This is a genomic window from Empedobacter sp. UBA7620, from assembly GCF_002484185.1.
Taxonomy (GTDB): domain Bacteria; phylum Bacteroidota; class Bacteroidia; order Flavobacteriales; family Weeksellaceae; genus Empedobacter; species Empedobacter falsenii_C.
Genome location: NZ_DLJI01000020.1, coordinates 86360 through 103269, shown reverse-complemented (window position 1 = coordinate 103269; position 16910 = coordinate 86360). Strand labels below are relative to the sequence as shown.

Below are 16910 nucleotides of genomic sequence, written 5' to 3'. Positions count from 1 at the left end.
TTTAATTGACAAAAAAGCGACGACTTGATTTCGAAATATCTCGAATGTATTTTACTTTCAATGATGATTTTCCGATTTCGGACAGAATCATATTCATCGAAATTTCATCATCAAAATACGCGATATATGATCCTCCATTGAATTTTATTTGCTTAATTTCGATGTTAGATAAAGCTGTTAATAACTCTTCTTTTGTGTTTTCCACATCAATTTCAACAATCGTAAAATCACCTTCCAAATCATTTGTATCTCCTTGTATTTTAAGCATTCCTTGCTCCAAAAAGAGAACTTCTGTCGATACTTTTTCAACTTCGTACAATTGTTGAGAACTCAAAATAACACCAAAAGGATTGCGAATAGATTGCGATAAAAATTTCAAATCTTCGAGAATAATTTGTTGCGCCAAAATATCCAAATTCGCCAAAGGTTCATCTAGCAACAATACTTTTGGGCGACGCAATAACGTTCGCGCCAACTCGAATCGCATTTTATAACCAGACGACAATTGTCGCCATTGCAAATCCTTGTACGGCCAAAGCCCCAAACGCGCCAACATAACATTCGCCAACAACCAATTTTCTTCGTTGTAAATATCATAACATGTCAAGGTAAATTGCAGATTTTCCATCAACGAACCATATAAAACCTCAATTCGCTGTGGCACATAAACCAATTTAGTTTTCAGCTCGAAACTAAACGGTTTTGCTTTAGAAAAATGATAATTTATTTCGCCAGAAGTTGGTTTCAATTCACCACAAATCAAACGTAATAAAGTTGTTTTTCCATTTCCATTTTCTCCAACTAATCCAACAACTTCTCGTAATTTCAAATCAAAAGTGATCGGATGAAGTTTAAAATTTCGACGATGATAAGCTTTTTCAACATTGTTGGTTGATATCAATGTTTCTTCTTTCTGAAAGGGCGGAGGAGAAGCTTGTTTCAACTTTTCCACCAATTGTAAAGCTTGCGTTGTTTTATTTTCGTTCGTAGAATTCTCGTTGTAATAAAGATCCGAATAGGAGATAATCTCTTTGTAAAAAGATTTCTCACCCAAATCCAATACACAATCAATTAATCGGCGATAGCCCAAATCAAGATCATTGTGCTGCAAATGATTTTCTACTTCGTTTAGTCGTTGGTTAAATTCATTCATATATTGATTATTAAATGATTACGAATATAACAATCCTTTTCTACAAATAAAATGGCTAATTGTAGGGAGATTTCAGTTTCAACAATTTTTGATAAACTATCTTAATTACTTTTTAATTTATTATTTATCAAATATTTATAATTAACAATTTTAACTTTATTGAATCAATTTAGTTCTAAAATCATCATTATTCACAAGTTTTAATAAAGTCTATTCATAACTTTTTAATTCATTTATATTAAATAGTTTACTATTAACAATTTAAGTAATTAATCAAGCTATAAACATTCTTTTTATAACTCAGTTGAAAAGTGGTTAATTTATTAAATAACAATCAATTACTATTAACAATTACCAAAAAGAAATAAACTCAGTTTCTCATATGGTGTGATCTTGAAACGAGTTCAGAATGACTTTAAAAGTCACAAAAAAAGCCGAGCAAATGCTCGGCTTAATTTTTCTACTATTTTAAGTATTTTTTTCACTTTCTTATTTTAAAATCGCTGCAACTCCTGGTAATTCTTTACCTTCCAACGATTCTAACATTGCGCCACCTCCTGTAGAAACGTAGCTTACTTTATCGTCGTAACCAAATTGTTTTACGAAAGCAACAGAATCTCCACCACCAACAAGTGAAAAAGCGCCGTTTGCAGTAGCTTCTGCAATTGCATCACCCAAAGCTATAGTTCCTTTTGCAAAATTTGACATTTCAAAAACTCCTAAAGGACCATTCCAAAGAATTGTTTTCGAATTGTTAATTACATCTGCAAAAACTTTTGACGATTCTACACCAACATCCATTCCCATCCATCCATCAGGAATTTCATCTGAAGGAACTGTTTGAGTATTTGCATCGTTACTGAAATTATCAGCGATTACATTGTCAACTGGTAAATAAACTTTTACATTATGTTTTTCACATTCAGCCAAAATTTCTTTCGCTAAATCTAATTTATCATCTTCAACTAATGAATTTCCGATTTTTCCTCCATTTGCTTTTACAAATGTATACGTCATTCCACCACCAATAATCAAGTTGTCAATAACTGGTAAAATATTGTTGATAATTGTAATTTTAGAAGATACTTTAGCACCTCCAAGTACCGCTGTTACAGGTTTTTCTCCGTCTGATAACACTTTGTTAATAGCTGTTAATTCTTGTTCCATTAACAAACCAAAACATTTATTTTCTGGAAAAAATTCGGCAATAATTGCAGTCGAAGCATGTGCGCGGTGTGCTGTTCCGAAAGCGTCATTCACATAAATATCTCCAAATTGAGCCAATGCTTTAGCAAAATCTTTATCTCCAGCTTCTTCCTCATTATGGAAACGAACATTCTCCAATAATAAAACTTGGCCTGATTTTAGATTACTAACTTTTTGTTTCGCATCATCGCCAATAACATCATTCGCAACGATCACATCAACACCAAGAATTTCTGAAACTTTTGATGCAATATGTTTTAATGAATATTTATCATTGAATTCGCCTTTAGGACGTCCCAAATGACTCATTAATACAACAGCGCCACCATCTTTCAATATTTTGTCAATCGTTGGTTTTGCAGCTCTAATACGTGTATCATCTGTCACATTTAAATTTTCGTCTTGCGGAACATTGAAGTCAACACGAATCAATGCTTTCTTGTTTTCGAAATTGTAGTCGTTGATTGTTTTCATATTTTGATTTGAAATTTTGAACTACACAAAAGTAATCAAACTTTCATTTTGAGACTTAAAATCATTCAATACAATTTTCAACTATTAACAATTCATAATAATATATATAGTTTAATTAATTTTTAAATTTTAAAAAAAGAAAAAAATGTTACTATTATTAGCACTGTTAATATGTGGATAACTAAAGTGAGATAAATTTTATTTAATAGCAATTAACAAGCTATTATTTGTAATTTTGTTTTGTAATGAAAGAGTTAGATATTCTATCAACAATTTATCATTTTGGTTGATAAACAACTTTTGTTAAAAAGAAGTTTTGTGAAAACTATTCATAACGGTGTGTAAATCTTTTATGCCAAAATGAAAACTTTTACTTGACTTGTATTGATTTATTTCTAATTGATTTTTTGAATCAGATTTCCAAATTTTTCTCTCGAAAAGTTATTAGTTTTATTCAATCATCTTTTAACAAGTTGTTACTTTTACTTAACATTTGATTTACAATTATTTAAACAAAAACAACAAAAACACCTGTTAATTAAATGAAAATTGCAATCGGAGCGGACCATGCTGGGTTCGATTATAAGGAGAAATTAGTACCCTTTTTAACAAGTCAAGGATTTGAGGTTGAGGATTTTGGTACGTTCTCAACAGCGAGTGTTGATTACCCTGATTTTGCACACCCAACGGCACAAGCTGTGGAAGATGGAAAAGCAGATTTCGGAATTTTGATTTGTGGTAGTGCGCAAGGCGTTACAATGACTGCAAATAAACACCAAGGAATTCGTGCTGCATTATGTTGGATGATGGATATTGCCAAGTTAGCTCGTCAACACAATAATGCAAATGTGTTAACTTTACCTGCACGCTTTATTGCGTATGAATATGCAGAAGAAATTGTGAATACATTTTTAGCAACAGAATTTGAAGGTGGTCGTCACCAAGGACGCGTAGATAAAATTGCTTGTTCATACAACGGATAATTTTATACATCTATTATAAGATATAAAATCGGTCAATTCGTAAGAGTTGACCGATTTATATTTTAAAAATTAAATTTAAAACTATTATAAAGTTTAAATAGTTAAGTATAAATAATATTTTATATTTAAAATTAAATATTTTTAAACCAATTTAAGTCAATAGTATATTTATTGATTTTAGCTGTTCTACTTTTACATCAGTTAAAAAAACAAATCATTTAAAGATTAAAAAGATGAGCAGAGCATTATTACGTAGAGAACAAGCAATCTCTTTTGTAAAAGAAGAATTTTCGAAAGGATTACAAAAAGAATTAAACATTATTCCAGTTTCTGGACCATTGGTAGTTTTGGACGGAACAGGTATTAATGATGATTTGAATAGTATCGAAAGACCTGTAAAATTCCCTATAAAATCTTTGAATGATAAAAATGCGGTAGTTGTACATTCTTTGGCAAAATGGAAACGTATTCGTTTGAAAGAATTAGAAATTGAGCCAGGCGAAGGAATTATAACAGATATGCGCGCTTTGCGTCCAGACGAAGATTATTCGCCAATTCACTCTATTTATGTGGATCAATGGGATTGGGAAAAAGTAATTGTTCCACAAGATCGTCAATTGGATTATCTTTTTTCGACAGTAAAATCGATTTATAAAGTTATTAAAAAAACGGAGCAAAATGTAGAGGCGAAATATCCACAATTGAAAGCTGTTTTACCAGAACAAATTACATTTATTTCGTCTGAAGATTTACTACAAAAGTATCCAACATTTACGCCGAAACAACGTGAAAATGCAATTTGTAAAGAATTTGGAGCTGTTTTTATTTACGGAATTGGAGGAGAATTGAGTAATGGAGAATTACACGATGCACGTGCCGCTGATTATGACGATTGGAGTACAGAAAACAGTGCTGGTTTTAGAGGTCTTAATGGTGATATTTTAGTTTGGAACCCTGTTTTAGAATCTGCTTTCGAGTTATCCTCGATGGGAATTCGTGTAGATAAAGAAGCTTTGACCAAACAATTAGAAATTAGAGATTTTTCGGATCGTAAAAATTTATTATTTCACTCGATGTTGTTAGATGATCAGTTAACAGAATCAATTGGAGGTGGAATTGGACAATCTCGTATGTGTATGTTTATGTTGAAATCTCGACATATTGGCGAAGTACAAGCGAGTATTTGGGACGGAAAAGTAAAAGAAAAATTAAAAGAAGAAAGCATCGAATTATTATAAATGAAAAAGCAGTTTCAAAATTTTTGAAACTGCTATTTTTGTATTTTATATCGAAATTAACAATGTTTATAACTGTTGATAAAGGTTGTTAATTTATTTTAATTCAGTAACTTAATAAGTGTAATAATTGTTGATTAAGAAATTCTTTCATTTTTCTTCACAATAAAACTATCATAGAATTTTTTGAAACCATGATGATTAATCAAATAGAAATATTTAGGAAATAATCGATTCAATTCGTATTGAATTTGTTTTGGAAATTTAGACTTTCTTAAACTGCGATTAATCTGAATTTGCGTTTCTACTGGAGCTGGTTTAACAAGCGATGGAAGAAGGTTGTAAATTCTTAAATCAAATTCCCAAGCATGCTGTAAATCACAATCAATAGGACGTTGAATTGTAGGAAGTGGAGTTTTAATTTTATTCAAAAATTTTTCTGCGGCCTTTCTTGTCCAAATGGCAGCAATTGTTGTGATTGGAATACTCGTTCCGCAAGCTGCAATTATATATTTTTGGTCAACATCAGCTATTTTGATATGTTTTCGTTTTCCATTAAACAACTTCAAAACATCCCAATGATCTTTTCTTTCTAAATCATCATATTGAATCATTGCTTTTTCTACAGCAGATTTGAAATCATTAACCAAAATAGCATCATCTTCTATAATCAAAGCAAAATAATTTTCAGAAGTCAAAAAAGTTTCTAGCGTTTTCACATGACTCAAATAACAACCAATTTCTCCAGGAACTAAATCGCGGTCATATTTATTTTTTACTTTATAGGTTGACGAATCCAAAGTTTTGGCATCTACAGCAGAAATTCTTTCGTAAGTAATCTCACATTTTTCGAATTCTTTTTGCATCAATTCAAGTCGATCCGTAGCTCGATCAAGGTTAATCAAGTAGGTTTGGTATAATGGTTTAGTTTTCATTCAATTAATTATCAATGCAAAAATAGTTTTTTTGGCTCAATTTTCGCAATAAATCAAAACGTTACAAGTAATCTTATCCTTTCCGTAACATAGAATTGGCTGTAAATTGTTATTTTAGAAAAAGGATATATTACCTTTGCAGTGGTTATGTTGTTTATTAACATCTTATCAATAGTTATTAAAAATAATTTGATAATCAAATAATTAAGGTGTTTATTTATTAACTATTTTAAAATAAATCTCGAAAAAACAAGAAGAGATTTGACAGAAAACAAATTATGCCAAGAAGAAATTTTAAAAATACAAAGGCGAAAAAAGACAAAAACATAACAAAGTTTACGAAGTCTATCATCGAAGTTTTATTTCAAAATCCGAATAAACCTTTAAATTATAAACAAATTGCAGCAGCTTTAAACCTAACAAATCGAATTGATACAGAATTATTGATTAAGAATTTGAATGTTTTATTAGCTGACAAAAAGATTTCTGAAGTAGAAAGAGGAAAATACAAAATCAATGCGACCAATGATTATATGGTTGGAATTGCGGATTTGACTTCTTCAGGGAGTGCTTATATTATGATTGATGGTCTTGAACAAGATGTCTTTGTACAAAAAGGAAAAACGCGAAATGCCTTAATGGGCGATACAGTTCGCGTATATGTTTATCCAAAAAAACATGCCAATCAATCGAGAGCAGAAGGAGAAATTGTAGAAATTGTCGAGCGTAATAAAACTGAATTTACAGGAATTTTCGAGTTAGGAAAGAATGGAAATTTTGGTTTTGTAACGATGCAAAATGGTAATCACGACTTCTTTATTCCGAAAGAGAAAATTAAAAATGCTCAACCAGGAGAAAAAGTTGTGGTTCGATTAACAAACTGGCCAGAAGGATCTAATTCACCATTTGGGGAAATCACGCAAGTTTTGGGTAGTCCAGATGATACGGATGTAGAAATTCATGCGATTTTGTTAGAATACGATTTGCTAGCACAATTTCCAGAGGAAGTAGAAGAAGAAGCAAATCAGTTGGATACTTCGATAGATGAAGCCGAGGCAGCTCGTCGTAGAGATATGCGAAATGTAACGACATTTACAATCGACCCGAAAGATGCAAAAGATTTTGATGATGCTTTATCAATACGAAAATTAGAGAACGGGAACTGGGAAATTGGTGTTCACATTGCTGATGTTACGCATTATGTTCGTCCAGGTTCGTTGATCGAGCAAGAAGCATACAAGCGTGCAACTTCTGTTTATTTGGTGGATAGAGTAGTGCCAATGTTGCCAGAAGTGCTGTCGAATGTTGCGTGTTCTTTGCGTCCAAACGAAGATAAATATACGTTTTCGGGAGTTTTCGAAATGGATGATAATGCAAAGATTGTAAAAACATGGTTTGGTCGTACAGTAACGCATTCAGACAGACGTTTTACATACGAGGAAGCACAAGAAATTATCGAAGGAAAAGATGGAGATTTTAAAGATGAAATATTGACTTTAGATCGTTTAGCAAAAACAATGCGTCAAAAACGTATGAAATATGGAGCGGTTAATTTTGATAAAGTTGAAGTAAAATTTGATTTAGATCAAGCGCATAATCCACAAGGAATTTTCTTCAAAATTTCGAAAGATTCGAATAAATTGATTGAAGAATTCATGTTATTATGTAACAAAAAAGTTTCTGAATTCATCAGTTTAGATAAAAACGGAAAAGAAAATGCGAACACTTACATTTATCGTGTTCACGATGATCCGAATCCAGATAAATTATTAGACTTAAAGAATTTTATTCGTCAATTTGGTTACGAATTAGAGATTGGAGACCGTAAAACAACTATTAATTCGATGAACAAATTGTTAGCAGAAGTGAAAGGAAAACCAGAAGAAAATATGGTGGAAACTTTGGCTATGCGAACAATGGCGAAAGCAAAATATACAACAGAAAATATTGGACATTACGGTTTGGCGTTCGATTATTACACGCATTTTACATCGCCAATTCGTCGTTATCCAGATATGATGGCGCACCGTTTGTTGCAAGATTATTTAGACGGTAAAAAATCTCCTGCAGCGGCTGTTTACGAAGACAAAGCAAAACACTGTTCATCTCGCGAAAAAATTGCCGCAGAAGCAGAACGTGAGTCAATCAAATACATGCAAGTAAAATACATGGAGCAATTTGTTGGCGAAACGTTTGATGCGTTTATTACAGGCGTACAAGATTATGGAATCTTTGTTGAAATTCCAGAAACGCGTTGCGAAGGTTTGATTCGTTCTCGTGCGATGAAAGGCGATCATTTTGTTTTTGACGAAAAAAATCATGCATTAGTTGGAAAAAGAACTGGCGTGAAGTATCAGTTAGGAAGTCCGGTTAGAATCAAAGTTTTAAATGCTGATTTAATCAAGAAGCAATTAGATTTTGAATTAGTTGATGCTTAAGTTTCATATTTTAGACTTATCTTGCAGACCTTAATTATGTTATGGAAATAATATTTTCGGCCATACTAATAGGTTTTTTGTTAAGTACAATTCTTATTGGACCTGTATTTTTCTTACTTATTGAAACCAGTTTGCGTAGAAGTTGGAAAACCGCTGTAGTCCTAGATTTGGGAGTTATTGCAGCTGATATTTTGTGTATTGCAGCAGCCTATTACGGAAGTAAAGATTTTACAGATTATGTGACCAATCATCCAAAGTTTTACCGCATTTATATCATTGCAGGTTTCTTTGTATTGATTTACGGAATTTTCATGTATTTCTCTAAACCAAAGCTACATATAGAAGGCGAAGCGGGATTTGTAAGCAACAATTATTTGAGAACATTTATTAATGGATTCATCATGAATTTGTTGAATATCGGAGTCATTGTTTTTTGGTTTGTAATTGTCTCTTCAATTATGATCCAATATCCAAATCCAAGCGATTTTATGCTCTATATGGGAGTTGTTTTGACCACCTATTTTGTAATCGATTTGGGAAAAATATTTTTGGCAGGAAAACTTCAAAAACGTTTTACCGATCAAAAAGTATTTATGGTACGAAAAGGAGTCGGAATTTGTCTTTTAATCTTTGGATTAATCATTATCCTAAAAGGCTTCGGATTCTTTAAAGAAATCGATCAAAAGATAGAGCATCAGCTTATTAATCAAGAACAAACAAGTTAGAAATATAAATCCGATCGAGATTCTTGATCGGATTTTTTTATAGAAGATATTTTCCAGAATCCTTATAATTCCATGTTCTTACTTTCATCAAGTCAGCAATTGTAAAGGTAATTTTTTAATAAATGATTTTTTATATTGGTTTAAATTTAGTTACAAATAGATGTTTCTATTTTAGGGATTTTATATAATTTTAATACTCTATTTTTATTACTAATATTCATAGTTGTATTGTGTAATTTGGTAGAAACCTTGATACATTCTTTATTTTGAATAATTTTATCCAACGCAATGTCTGTAAATTCTATATCTTCAGATAATTTCTTATTGATAACGAGAATACTATTTTCTTCAAAATCTATTTTAGGAATAGGAATTCCGGGAAACCTGGTTAAGTTTAATTGTTTATAAATTTTTGTAAAATCTTGTATGTCAGTTATAATTTCTATTTCTTGATCTGTTTGTACTGAATTTTCTTTGAGCATTAAAATTAATTCATATTGAATTTCTTTTTGTTGAAAATTTTGTTGTTTAGTGTTTACAGAACAAGATAATAAATTAAGAACTATCAATATTGGTAAAAAAAATATTTTTCTCATAGCTAAATATGATAAAAAATTCCAACTGAAATTTATTTTCAGTTGGATTTAAGTTGTTTGGTTAAAAATTATTATTTAATGATGATTTTGTTAGTTTGTTGTTGTTTTCCATCATCAGTTTTTACAATATAAACTCCTTTAGGTAAATGTCCTACTTCTACTTTTATCTCATTAGAGAAGTTTGTTGTGTAATCTTTGCTATATACAGATTGTCCTATAATGTTTAAAATATTTACATTTACTTTTGATGCACCAGCACTTAAACGAATGTAGAAATTTCCATTACTTGGATTAGGATAAACTTTTACTTCATTATTCGCTTGAATGTTAGAAATACTTAATTTTTCAGATTTTATTGTACAAAATTCAACACTTAATTTGTTAACTGTTCCTTGGTTAGAAGGTGATATATCTGCTAATCTAAAATAATATGTTCCATTTGCTGGTTCATTATAATACTTCGCTAAATCTGTTCCAATAGCTGTGATTTTTGCACCTGCTACACCACAGTTTTCGAAAGTGTTTCCTCCATAGCTATTGTATTCATAAGTCATATTTGGCTTTCCTGAACAATTCGCATAATTCAAGAATTGATATCCTTTATCAACATTTTCTTTTCCCATCAAAAAAGCAAGTTCACCTTGGTTTGCGTGTGTAATATCTGTGTGGATAGAGAAATTTTCAATATTTCCATTATAATTGTCAATTGTAAGAGCTGGTAAATTTAGAATTCCTGCATTTTGCCCTGTCATATCAGGTATTGTTAATGGAGAAGAAATTACATCATATGTTTTACATACCAATTCTATTGATCTATTAACAGCAACGTTAGGACTTGCTGCATAGAATATATTATCTACAGCTTCTACAATAATATTTGCTTTAGATGTCTCAGTTCCTTCAGGAATTGTTACAATTGCAGAACCTGTGTTAGGTACATTACTTGCTAATATTGTATATGCATCTTCTATTGTGTTAACATTCGCTTCAAAATTAAGTAATTTAATAGCTACATTTTTGACATTAATATTACCACTGTCTGTTCCTGCGACGTCCCATTTCACTTCAAAAGGAGTTCCTGCTTTTATAGATTGATTAAGGTCAATATTTGTAATTTTAAAAGGTCCTTCTTCTTTTACAGAAACTTTTACTTTCTCAGATGCGATTTGTCCTTTAAGCTTCGACGTGCCAAAATCTATCAGATCTCTTGCTTGTAATGTAAAATTCATATCTCTTGCAATATCAGATACTGTATTCCAAGTAGAATATAACTGTCCCTCTGCAACATTTAATATTGGTGGGAAATAAGCTATTGGTGAACTTTGATGTTGATAAACTCTAAAGTTTGCTCCTTCTGTGTTGTTTCTGCTTGTATCAACCCAATTACCTGTATATTTTCCTAATAAAGGGTCTGATTGTTCCCAAGAATTTGAAATAAGAAAATCAGGACTTTCTGCATCAGATACTGTTCCTTTTAACTTAAATGCTGTTCCTTTAGGAATATTATATTCGCTTTTTTCTACTGTAACTACAGGAGGTGTATTATTATTAGGTGTAAAAACACCACAAGAAGTTGTTGCTAAATAATCATTAATTTGTTTAAGATTATGGTGATTAAACTGAGAAACAAAATCAGGTACAACATCATGATTTCCAGTAACACCTGGGTATCCCATTACAGTAACGCCACTTCCTGTTTCTACATTAGCTCCAGTTTCCTCTGCTCTTGCGTGAACGTGATTTGCTCCAAATTGATGACCTAACTCATGTGCAACTATCATAGCCGCCTTGTACGCTGAATGACCTACATTTCCTGCGTAAGTAGAACCTTTTACACTATTATTACAAACACTTCCTATTAATCCTGCTTTACCGCCATTTGTTTTTCCTGTCAAAACAATCCCTACGTCATAATTTGCAGAACCTATTTTGTCGTCTAATATTTTTTGGGTCAAATCATTTAAGTTTGTTACTTCTATTCCCAGAAAATTGAAAAAATAATATTTATCATCTTCTTTTGTTAGAATAGAAAGTTCATCTGTACCATCAACTAATTCTAATTCTATGGCTAAATCTATACCATATACAAAATTCACAACATTAAGAACATTTGCGATAGCTAGCATAGAAGTTTCTTTAGTAGGTATTTCACCTTCTGCTACTTGAGATTTATTAAAATCAAAATCTGTAACTACACCTATTTTATATTTTCTTACTCCTAGAGGATTGTTGTTGCTAGAGTTAGCTGTTTTTGCTGCTAAGAATGTTTTTAAATTCTCTTCAGAACCACACTCAAAATTTCCTAAAATACTACTTTCCTTAGATGTTAGAATTTCGTAATTTCCATTCTTTTTTTCAATAGAATAATTATTGTTAGGAGAAAGAACTAATGCTGTTACTCCTTTAGAAGGAGAATAAGATAAAACAATTTTGTCTTGAGAATTATCTGAAGAATATCCTACATAAGTTTTGATGTTAGGATATTTTGCTTGTAATTCTGGAGATAATACCTGATTTTCAACAATAGTAAAAGTTTTTTGCGTTTTGTTCAAACCAGGGATGCTTACTTCGAAAGATTTCGATTTGTTTTGTAACGTACCTTGTAGTTGAGTTTCTAATCTTGATAGATTTACGGTTTTGATTTTGCTTGTAGGAAAACCTGCCGTTAAAACTTCATTTAGAGAATTACTTTGTGCATTTGCATTTGTGTAAAATAGTCCGAAGACTAAGCTTGTAGCGAGTAATTTTTTTTTCATTTTTAATGTTTTAATGTTTATCTAAATTAAGATTAAAAATTATAAAAAAAATAGTGAGGTATTAATTTAGAGAATAAACCTATGTAGTTGATTTAAAATGAATAAAATTTACACAAAGGTTCTTAATTAAGAAAATATTAACATAAAATTCGGTTACTCAACATAATTTTATTAGCTACTTTTTTCTCTCTTTTAAAAGATTTGTTTGTTGGTAATTACAAAATCAATTAAAAAAGATAGAATATTAAAAAATCGTTTACAATTTTCACAAGAAATTTATCTTCTTTTTCTGATTTTTCGATTTTAGAATTCTTTCGATGTTTTTTTATCGTTTATTTGAAAACGTGAAGATTCATTATTAATACTTCATTTAACATTTAATTTTAGGAATGCTAAAAGAAGTATTAATACTAATTTATCTTTCTGTATTTATATTTTCCTTATAGTAATGATTTACCAGAATCCTTATAATTCCATGTTTTTACTTTCATTAAATCAGCAATTGTAGAGGCAATTTGATTGAGATAAGTTTGTTTTTGTTTGAAATTTTTAGGATTAATTCCGTTTCCAATCAGCAAAATAAATCCTTCGTCAGAACCTTTTACTTCATCATTGTGATCAGTCCACTCGTTTCCATTTCCACGCCCGTGATCAGTTGTTATAATAATAGTTGTTTGATCTTTATAGAATGGATCGCTTTGGACATAATTCCATAATTCTTCAATCATACGATCGTTGCGGTTTATCGAAGTGATATATTGATCGTAATCTTCATCATGTCCGTAATCATCAGCTTCTCCATAACCTATAAAAAGTAATTTAGGTTTCTGATTTTTCATGGCTTCTAAGGCAAATTCGTGCGTAAAAATATCAAATCTAGTTCCCCACCATTGTTTTGGCGTTTCTAACTGAAAACGTTCGATAAGCAATTCTCGTTCAGATTTATTTTGATTAAAACTATTTTGATATCCAGCATTTACAAACAATTTAGAACGCTCTTGATTGAAAATATTAGTATACATTCTCCAGCTTCCAAAAGCCATTACTTTATTGTTTAAATTCTTTTGCTGATTTGCAATTTCAAAAACTGAAACATTAGGATTCGGAATATCTTTGTTATTTTTAATTCGCTCATCATCAGATTTTCCTGTAATTATTTCGTTGTATCCAGGATAAGACCATAATCTTTTGTTGGTAAGATTAACAAAATTTTGTTCATCACGATTTCCTAAAATAACTCCTTTTTCTTTAATTGTTTTCCATGTAAATGGCATCAATAATTCGCGACGTTTTATAGAATCTTCTGTCCAATATTTTTCATTAGTTTGAACAATAAGTGAGTTGTATTTTTTATCATTTAAAATTGATTTTTCAACTCCACGAAAAACTTCTTTCCAACGAACACCATCCAACGTAACCAAAATAACTTTCGGTTCTTGAGCAAATAAAAAATTTGAGAAGAAGGCAAGAATAAGAAATGTATACTTCATGTGATTTTAATTTCTTATAAAAATAGGAAAAGCATCGATATGATGCTTTTAAAAATATTATTTTTCTAACTTATCAACGATTTGTTGATAAACTTCTTCGGCGCTCAAATTTTGAAAATAATCATAGTTTTTAAACTTTTTTGGATCTTTTCCGAAGATAGAAGTCGGACGAATTTTCATCGATTCGTCTTGTATCACATCATTCATAGATTGTCCATATCCCAAAAATCCGGCAAACGGATGCGTTCCACCCCAAATAGAAATCGTGCGCGTTCCCATCAACGAAGCTAAATGCATATTTGCGCTATCCATAGAAATCATTACTTCTAATTTAGCAATTGCTTGTAATTCTTCTTCAAAAGAGATGGTTCCAGCTAAAGATTTGATGTTTGGATTGAAATTTTCCCATGTTTTTAATTCATCAATTTCAGGTTTTCCACCGCCAAACAAATAAATTTTGTACCCATTTTCAGTTAATTTCTTCGCTACGATTTTCATCTTTTCTATTGGATACATTTTACTTGTAAAGGCTGCAAAAGGAGCAATTCCAATTGATTTTGGTTCCTTAATCGATTTTGGTTCGATTTTATGCTTTAAATCGACGTTAAAACCAAGTTGACGTAAAACATCAGCATAGCGTTCAGTTGTTAATTTTAATTGCTTAAAAACGCGATTTTTTTGATTGATTAAAGCTCTTTTCTCTGTACGACCTTTGTCTAAAGTAGCGGTTCTTGTTCCATTAAGTTGAAACAATGTTGTAATTACTTTTGATCGGATTACATTATGAAAATCAGCAACATAATTAAAATTATATTGTTTTAATTCTTTGTATAATTTGAACAAGCTAAAAAAGCTTTTGTATTTTTTGTTCAAATCAACTGAAATAAATTTGATTTGAGGAAATTGCTTGAAAATATTTCCCATAAAAGGACGCGAAGCAACATAAACTTCGACATTAGGATTTTGTTCAATAAACTCTTGTAAAACAGGAGCAATCATTGTGACATCGCCCAAAGCAGAAAAACGTAAAACTAATAGTTTTTTATGATTCGTTTTCTCCATTATTCCTATTGTTAATTTCTTTTGCAACCATTTTCATTTGCTTTTCAAATTCTTGCTTAGATGCTTCAAAATATTGATCAGAATTTTCGGCATGTTTTGCAATTTTACGTAACGACTTTCGGTCACTTTTTATGAAAATTTCACCAATTTTAGATGCTTCTTCATGAGAAAAACCGTATTTTATTAAGATTTGTCTACCAACGTAAACAGATGAGAAAAAGTTTTCTCGATAAACTTCGTCTATACCATCTTTCAAATAATTATACGCATAACTACGATTTTTTGCACGAACAATAATTTCTAAATTCGGAAAGTTTTTACGAACAATATAAACTAATTTTTGATTAATTTCTGGAGGATCCAAAGCAGCTACAAAATATTTTGCATGTTCAGCACCAGCCGATTTTAGTAAGTTAACATTTGTTGCATCACCATAAAATACATTAAAACCTTGTTTGCGCATTTTCTCTACACGCTCGCTATCGTTATCCAAAACAATTGATTTTATTCCAGTACTTTTCAATACACGGCTAATTGTATTTCCAAAATCTCCAAAACCTGCGATGATAATTTGTCCATCAGCTGAATTTGGATTTATTTTATCGTTTTCAATGATTGTTTTTACTTTTGTTTTTACACCAAAATATTTTAGAATTAATTTCTCATTCAATACTAAAAGTAAAGGCGTAATCACCATTGTAATAGCTGTTGTTGCTAACATCAGATCGTACCATTCTTTGTTTAGAATATCTAAATTTCGAGTCAATGATAAGATAACAAAAGCAAATTCTCCGACTTGCGATAAAAGTAAAATGAACAGCCATTTTTGATCAAAATCAAATTTATGTTTGATTCCAATAAACCATAAAACTAATGATTTTATTAACATTATTCCAAATGTTAATCCAAGAATCATAAAAGGTTTATCTGCAATTAATTTGAAGTTAATCGTCGATCCAACCGCAATAAAAAAGATTCCTAATAATAATGATTTGAACGGCTCTATATCACTTTCTAATTGATGTTTGTATTCGTTATTCGCCAAAACAACACCTGCTATAAATGCTCCTAAAGCAGGAGAAATTCCAACTTTTTGCATCAAAATTGAAACTCCAATCACTAAAAGTAGGGCAGAAGCGGTGTAAATTTCTCGAACTTGTAATTGTCCAACATACTTAAAATAAGGTGTAATAATGTACTTTGCAATTACGTAAATAAATGTAATTGCACCAACAATAACTAAGGTTTTCATGAATGCTGGTCCACCAACTAACAAACTTTTAGAATCATCTCCAATGGATTGAATCAAAGAATCTCCGACTAAAAGTGGAATAATTGCCAAGATTGGAATTACCATAATATCTTGAAATAACAAAACAGAAAAAGTTGATTTTCCAATGCTTGTTTTGGTCAATCCTTTCTCGCTAAGTGTTTGCATAATAATGGCTGTTGAAGACATGGTTATTGCAAAAGCTATAGAAACAGCCAAAGAAAAATCCATTTTCAAGGCAAACATTCCGACTAAAGTTGCAATAATTATCGTCCCCAAAACTTGCATTCCACCAAGGTTGATGATTTTATTTTTCATCTTCCAGAATTCCTTTGGATCAAGTTCTAATCCGACCAAAAAAAGCATCATTACTACACCAAATTCTGTGGCGTGCATAATGTCTGTTCCGTCATTGCCAACAAATTTCAGCACATAAGGTCCAATTAAAACTCCTGCAATTAAGTAACCTAAAACTGAACCCATTCCTAATTTTTTGGAAATAGGAACGCAGATTACAGCGGAAAAAAGAAAAATAAATGCTTGGCCTAAAAAGTCGTTCATTATTTTATAAGGTTGATTAGATGATG

Annotated in this window: 12 protein-coding genes; 4 read left to right on the top strand and 8 right to left on the bottom strand. The window is 30.8% G+C overall.

What is annotated here, in order from left to right:
* Nucleotide 1: 1 nt before the first annotated feature.
* Together B2217_RS03835 and B2217_RS03830 are read right to left on the bottom strand one after the other, a co-directional pair.
* Complete coding sequence (locus tag B2217_RS03835) at nucleotides 2-1153, bottom strand: ATP-binding cassette domain-containing protein (RefSeq protein ID WP_291069373.1); 1152 nt, start codon at nucleotides 1151-1153, stop codon at nucleotides 2-4.
* A gap of 489 nt (nucleotides 1154-1642) precedes the next feature.
* Nucleotides 1643-2833 carry a phosphoglycerate kinase gene (locus B2217_RS03830; RefSeq protein WP_291122112.1) on the bottom strand — a complete coding sequence of 397 codons (1191 nt, stop codon included), beginning with the start codon at nucleotides 2831-2833 and terminating at the stop codon, nucleotides 1643-1645.
* 542 nt (nucleotides 2834-3375) lie between these two features.
* On the opposite strand from B2217_RS03830, the gene rpiB reads away from it, so the two are divergent.
* Both rpiB and asnA read left to right on the top strand, forming a co-directional pair.
* Nucleotides 3376-3816, top strand: a complete 441-nt coding sequence (gene rpiB / locus B2217_RS03825) for a ribose 5-phosphate isomerase B (RefSeq protein ID WP_038336192.1) — start codon at nucleotides 3376-3378, stop codon at nucleotides 3814-3816.
* 233 nt (nucleotides 3817-4049) lie between these two features.
* Nucleotides 4050-5054, top strand: a complete 1005-nt coding sequence (gene asnA / locus B2217_RS03820) for an aspartate--ammonia ligase (protein WP_286495665.1) — start codon at nucleotides 4050-4052, stop codon at nucleotides 5052-5054.
* Between the two features lie 134 nt (nucleotides 5055-5188).
* Here the strand turns inward: asnA and B2217_RS03815 are convergent, their stop codons facing one another.
* Nucleotides 5189-5986 carry a glycosyltransferase family 25 protein gene (locus tag B2217_RS03815; RefSeq protein ID WP_280049795.1) on the bottom strand — a complete coding sequence of 266 codons (798 nt, stop codon included), beginning with the start codon at nucleotides 5984-5986 and terminating at the stop codon, nucleotides 5189-5191.
* Nucleotides 5987-6264: 278 nt separating this feature from the next.
* Between B2217_RS03815 and rnr the strand changes: the two genes are divergently transcribed.
* Both rnr and B2217_RS03805 read left to right on the top strand, forming a co-directional pair.
* Nucleotides 6265-8424: a ribonuclease R gene (rnr, locus tag B2217_RS03810; protein WP_291122111.1), complete on the top strand. Its 2160-nt coding sequence runs from the start codon at nucleotides 6265-6267 to the stop codon at nucleotides 8422-8424.
* A 41-nt stretch (nucleotides 8425-8465) separates the two neighbouring features.
* On the top strand, nucleotides 8466-9149 hold the full coding sequence (locus B2217_RS03805) for a LysE family translocator (RefSeq protein ID WP_286478574.1): 684 nt from the start codon (nucleotides 8466-8468) through the stop codon (nucleotides 9147-9149).
* A 146-nt stretch (nucleotides 9150-9295) separates the two neighbouring features.
* Here B2217_RS03805 and B2217_RS03800 read toward each other — a convergent pair whose 3' ends face one another.
* The 5 genes from B2217_RS03800 to B2217_RS03780 form a co-directional block, all read right to left on the bottom strand.
* Nucleotides 9296-9745 (bottom strand): hypothetical protein, encoded by a 450-nt coding sequence (locus tag B2217_RS03800; RefSeq protein ID WP_180905537.1) that lies wholly within the window; start codon nucleotides 9743-9745, stop codon nucleotides 9296-9298.
* Nucleotides 9746-9816: 71 nt separating this feature from the next.
* The gene (locus B2217_RS03795; RefSeq protein ID WP_291122110.1) at nucleotides 9817-12501 is read right to left on the bottom strand and encodes a reprolysin-like metallopeptidase; all 2685 of its coding nucleotides are present in this window, start codon (nucleotides 12499-12501) and stop codon (nucleotides 9817-9819) included.
* A 440-nt stretch (nucleotides 12502-12941) separates the two neighbouring features.
* Nucleotides 12942-13991 carry an alkaline phosphatase family protein gene (locus tag B2217_RS03790; RefSeq protein WP_180905539.1) on the bottom strand — a complete coding sequence of 350 codons (1050 nt, stop codon included), beginning with the start codon at nucleotides 13989-13991 and terminating at the stop codon, nucleotides 12942-12944.
* Nucleotides 13992-14048: 57 nt separating this feature from the next.
* A complete protein-coding gene (locus tag B2217_RS03785; RefSeq protein ID WP_180905540.1) occupies nucleotides 14049-15053 on the bottom strand; it encodes a glycosyltransferase family 9 protein in 1005 nt (334 codons plus the stop codon).
* Complete coding sequence (locus B2217_RS03780) at nucleotides 15034-16884, bottom strand: monovalent cation:proton antiporter-2 (CPA2) family protein (protein WP_180905541.1); 1851 nt, start codon at nucleotides 16882-16884, stop codon at nucleotides 15034-15036. Before B2217_RS03780 ends, B2217_RS03785 begins: the two co-directional genes overlap by 20 nt.
* Nucleotides 16885-16910 lie beyond the last annotated feature (26 nt).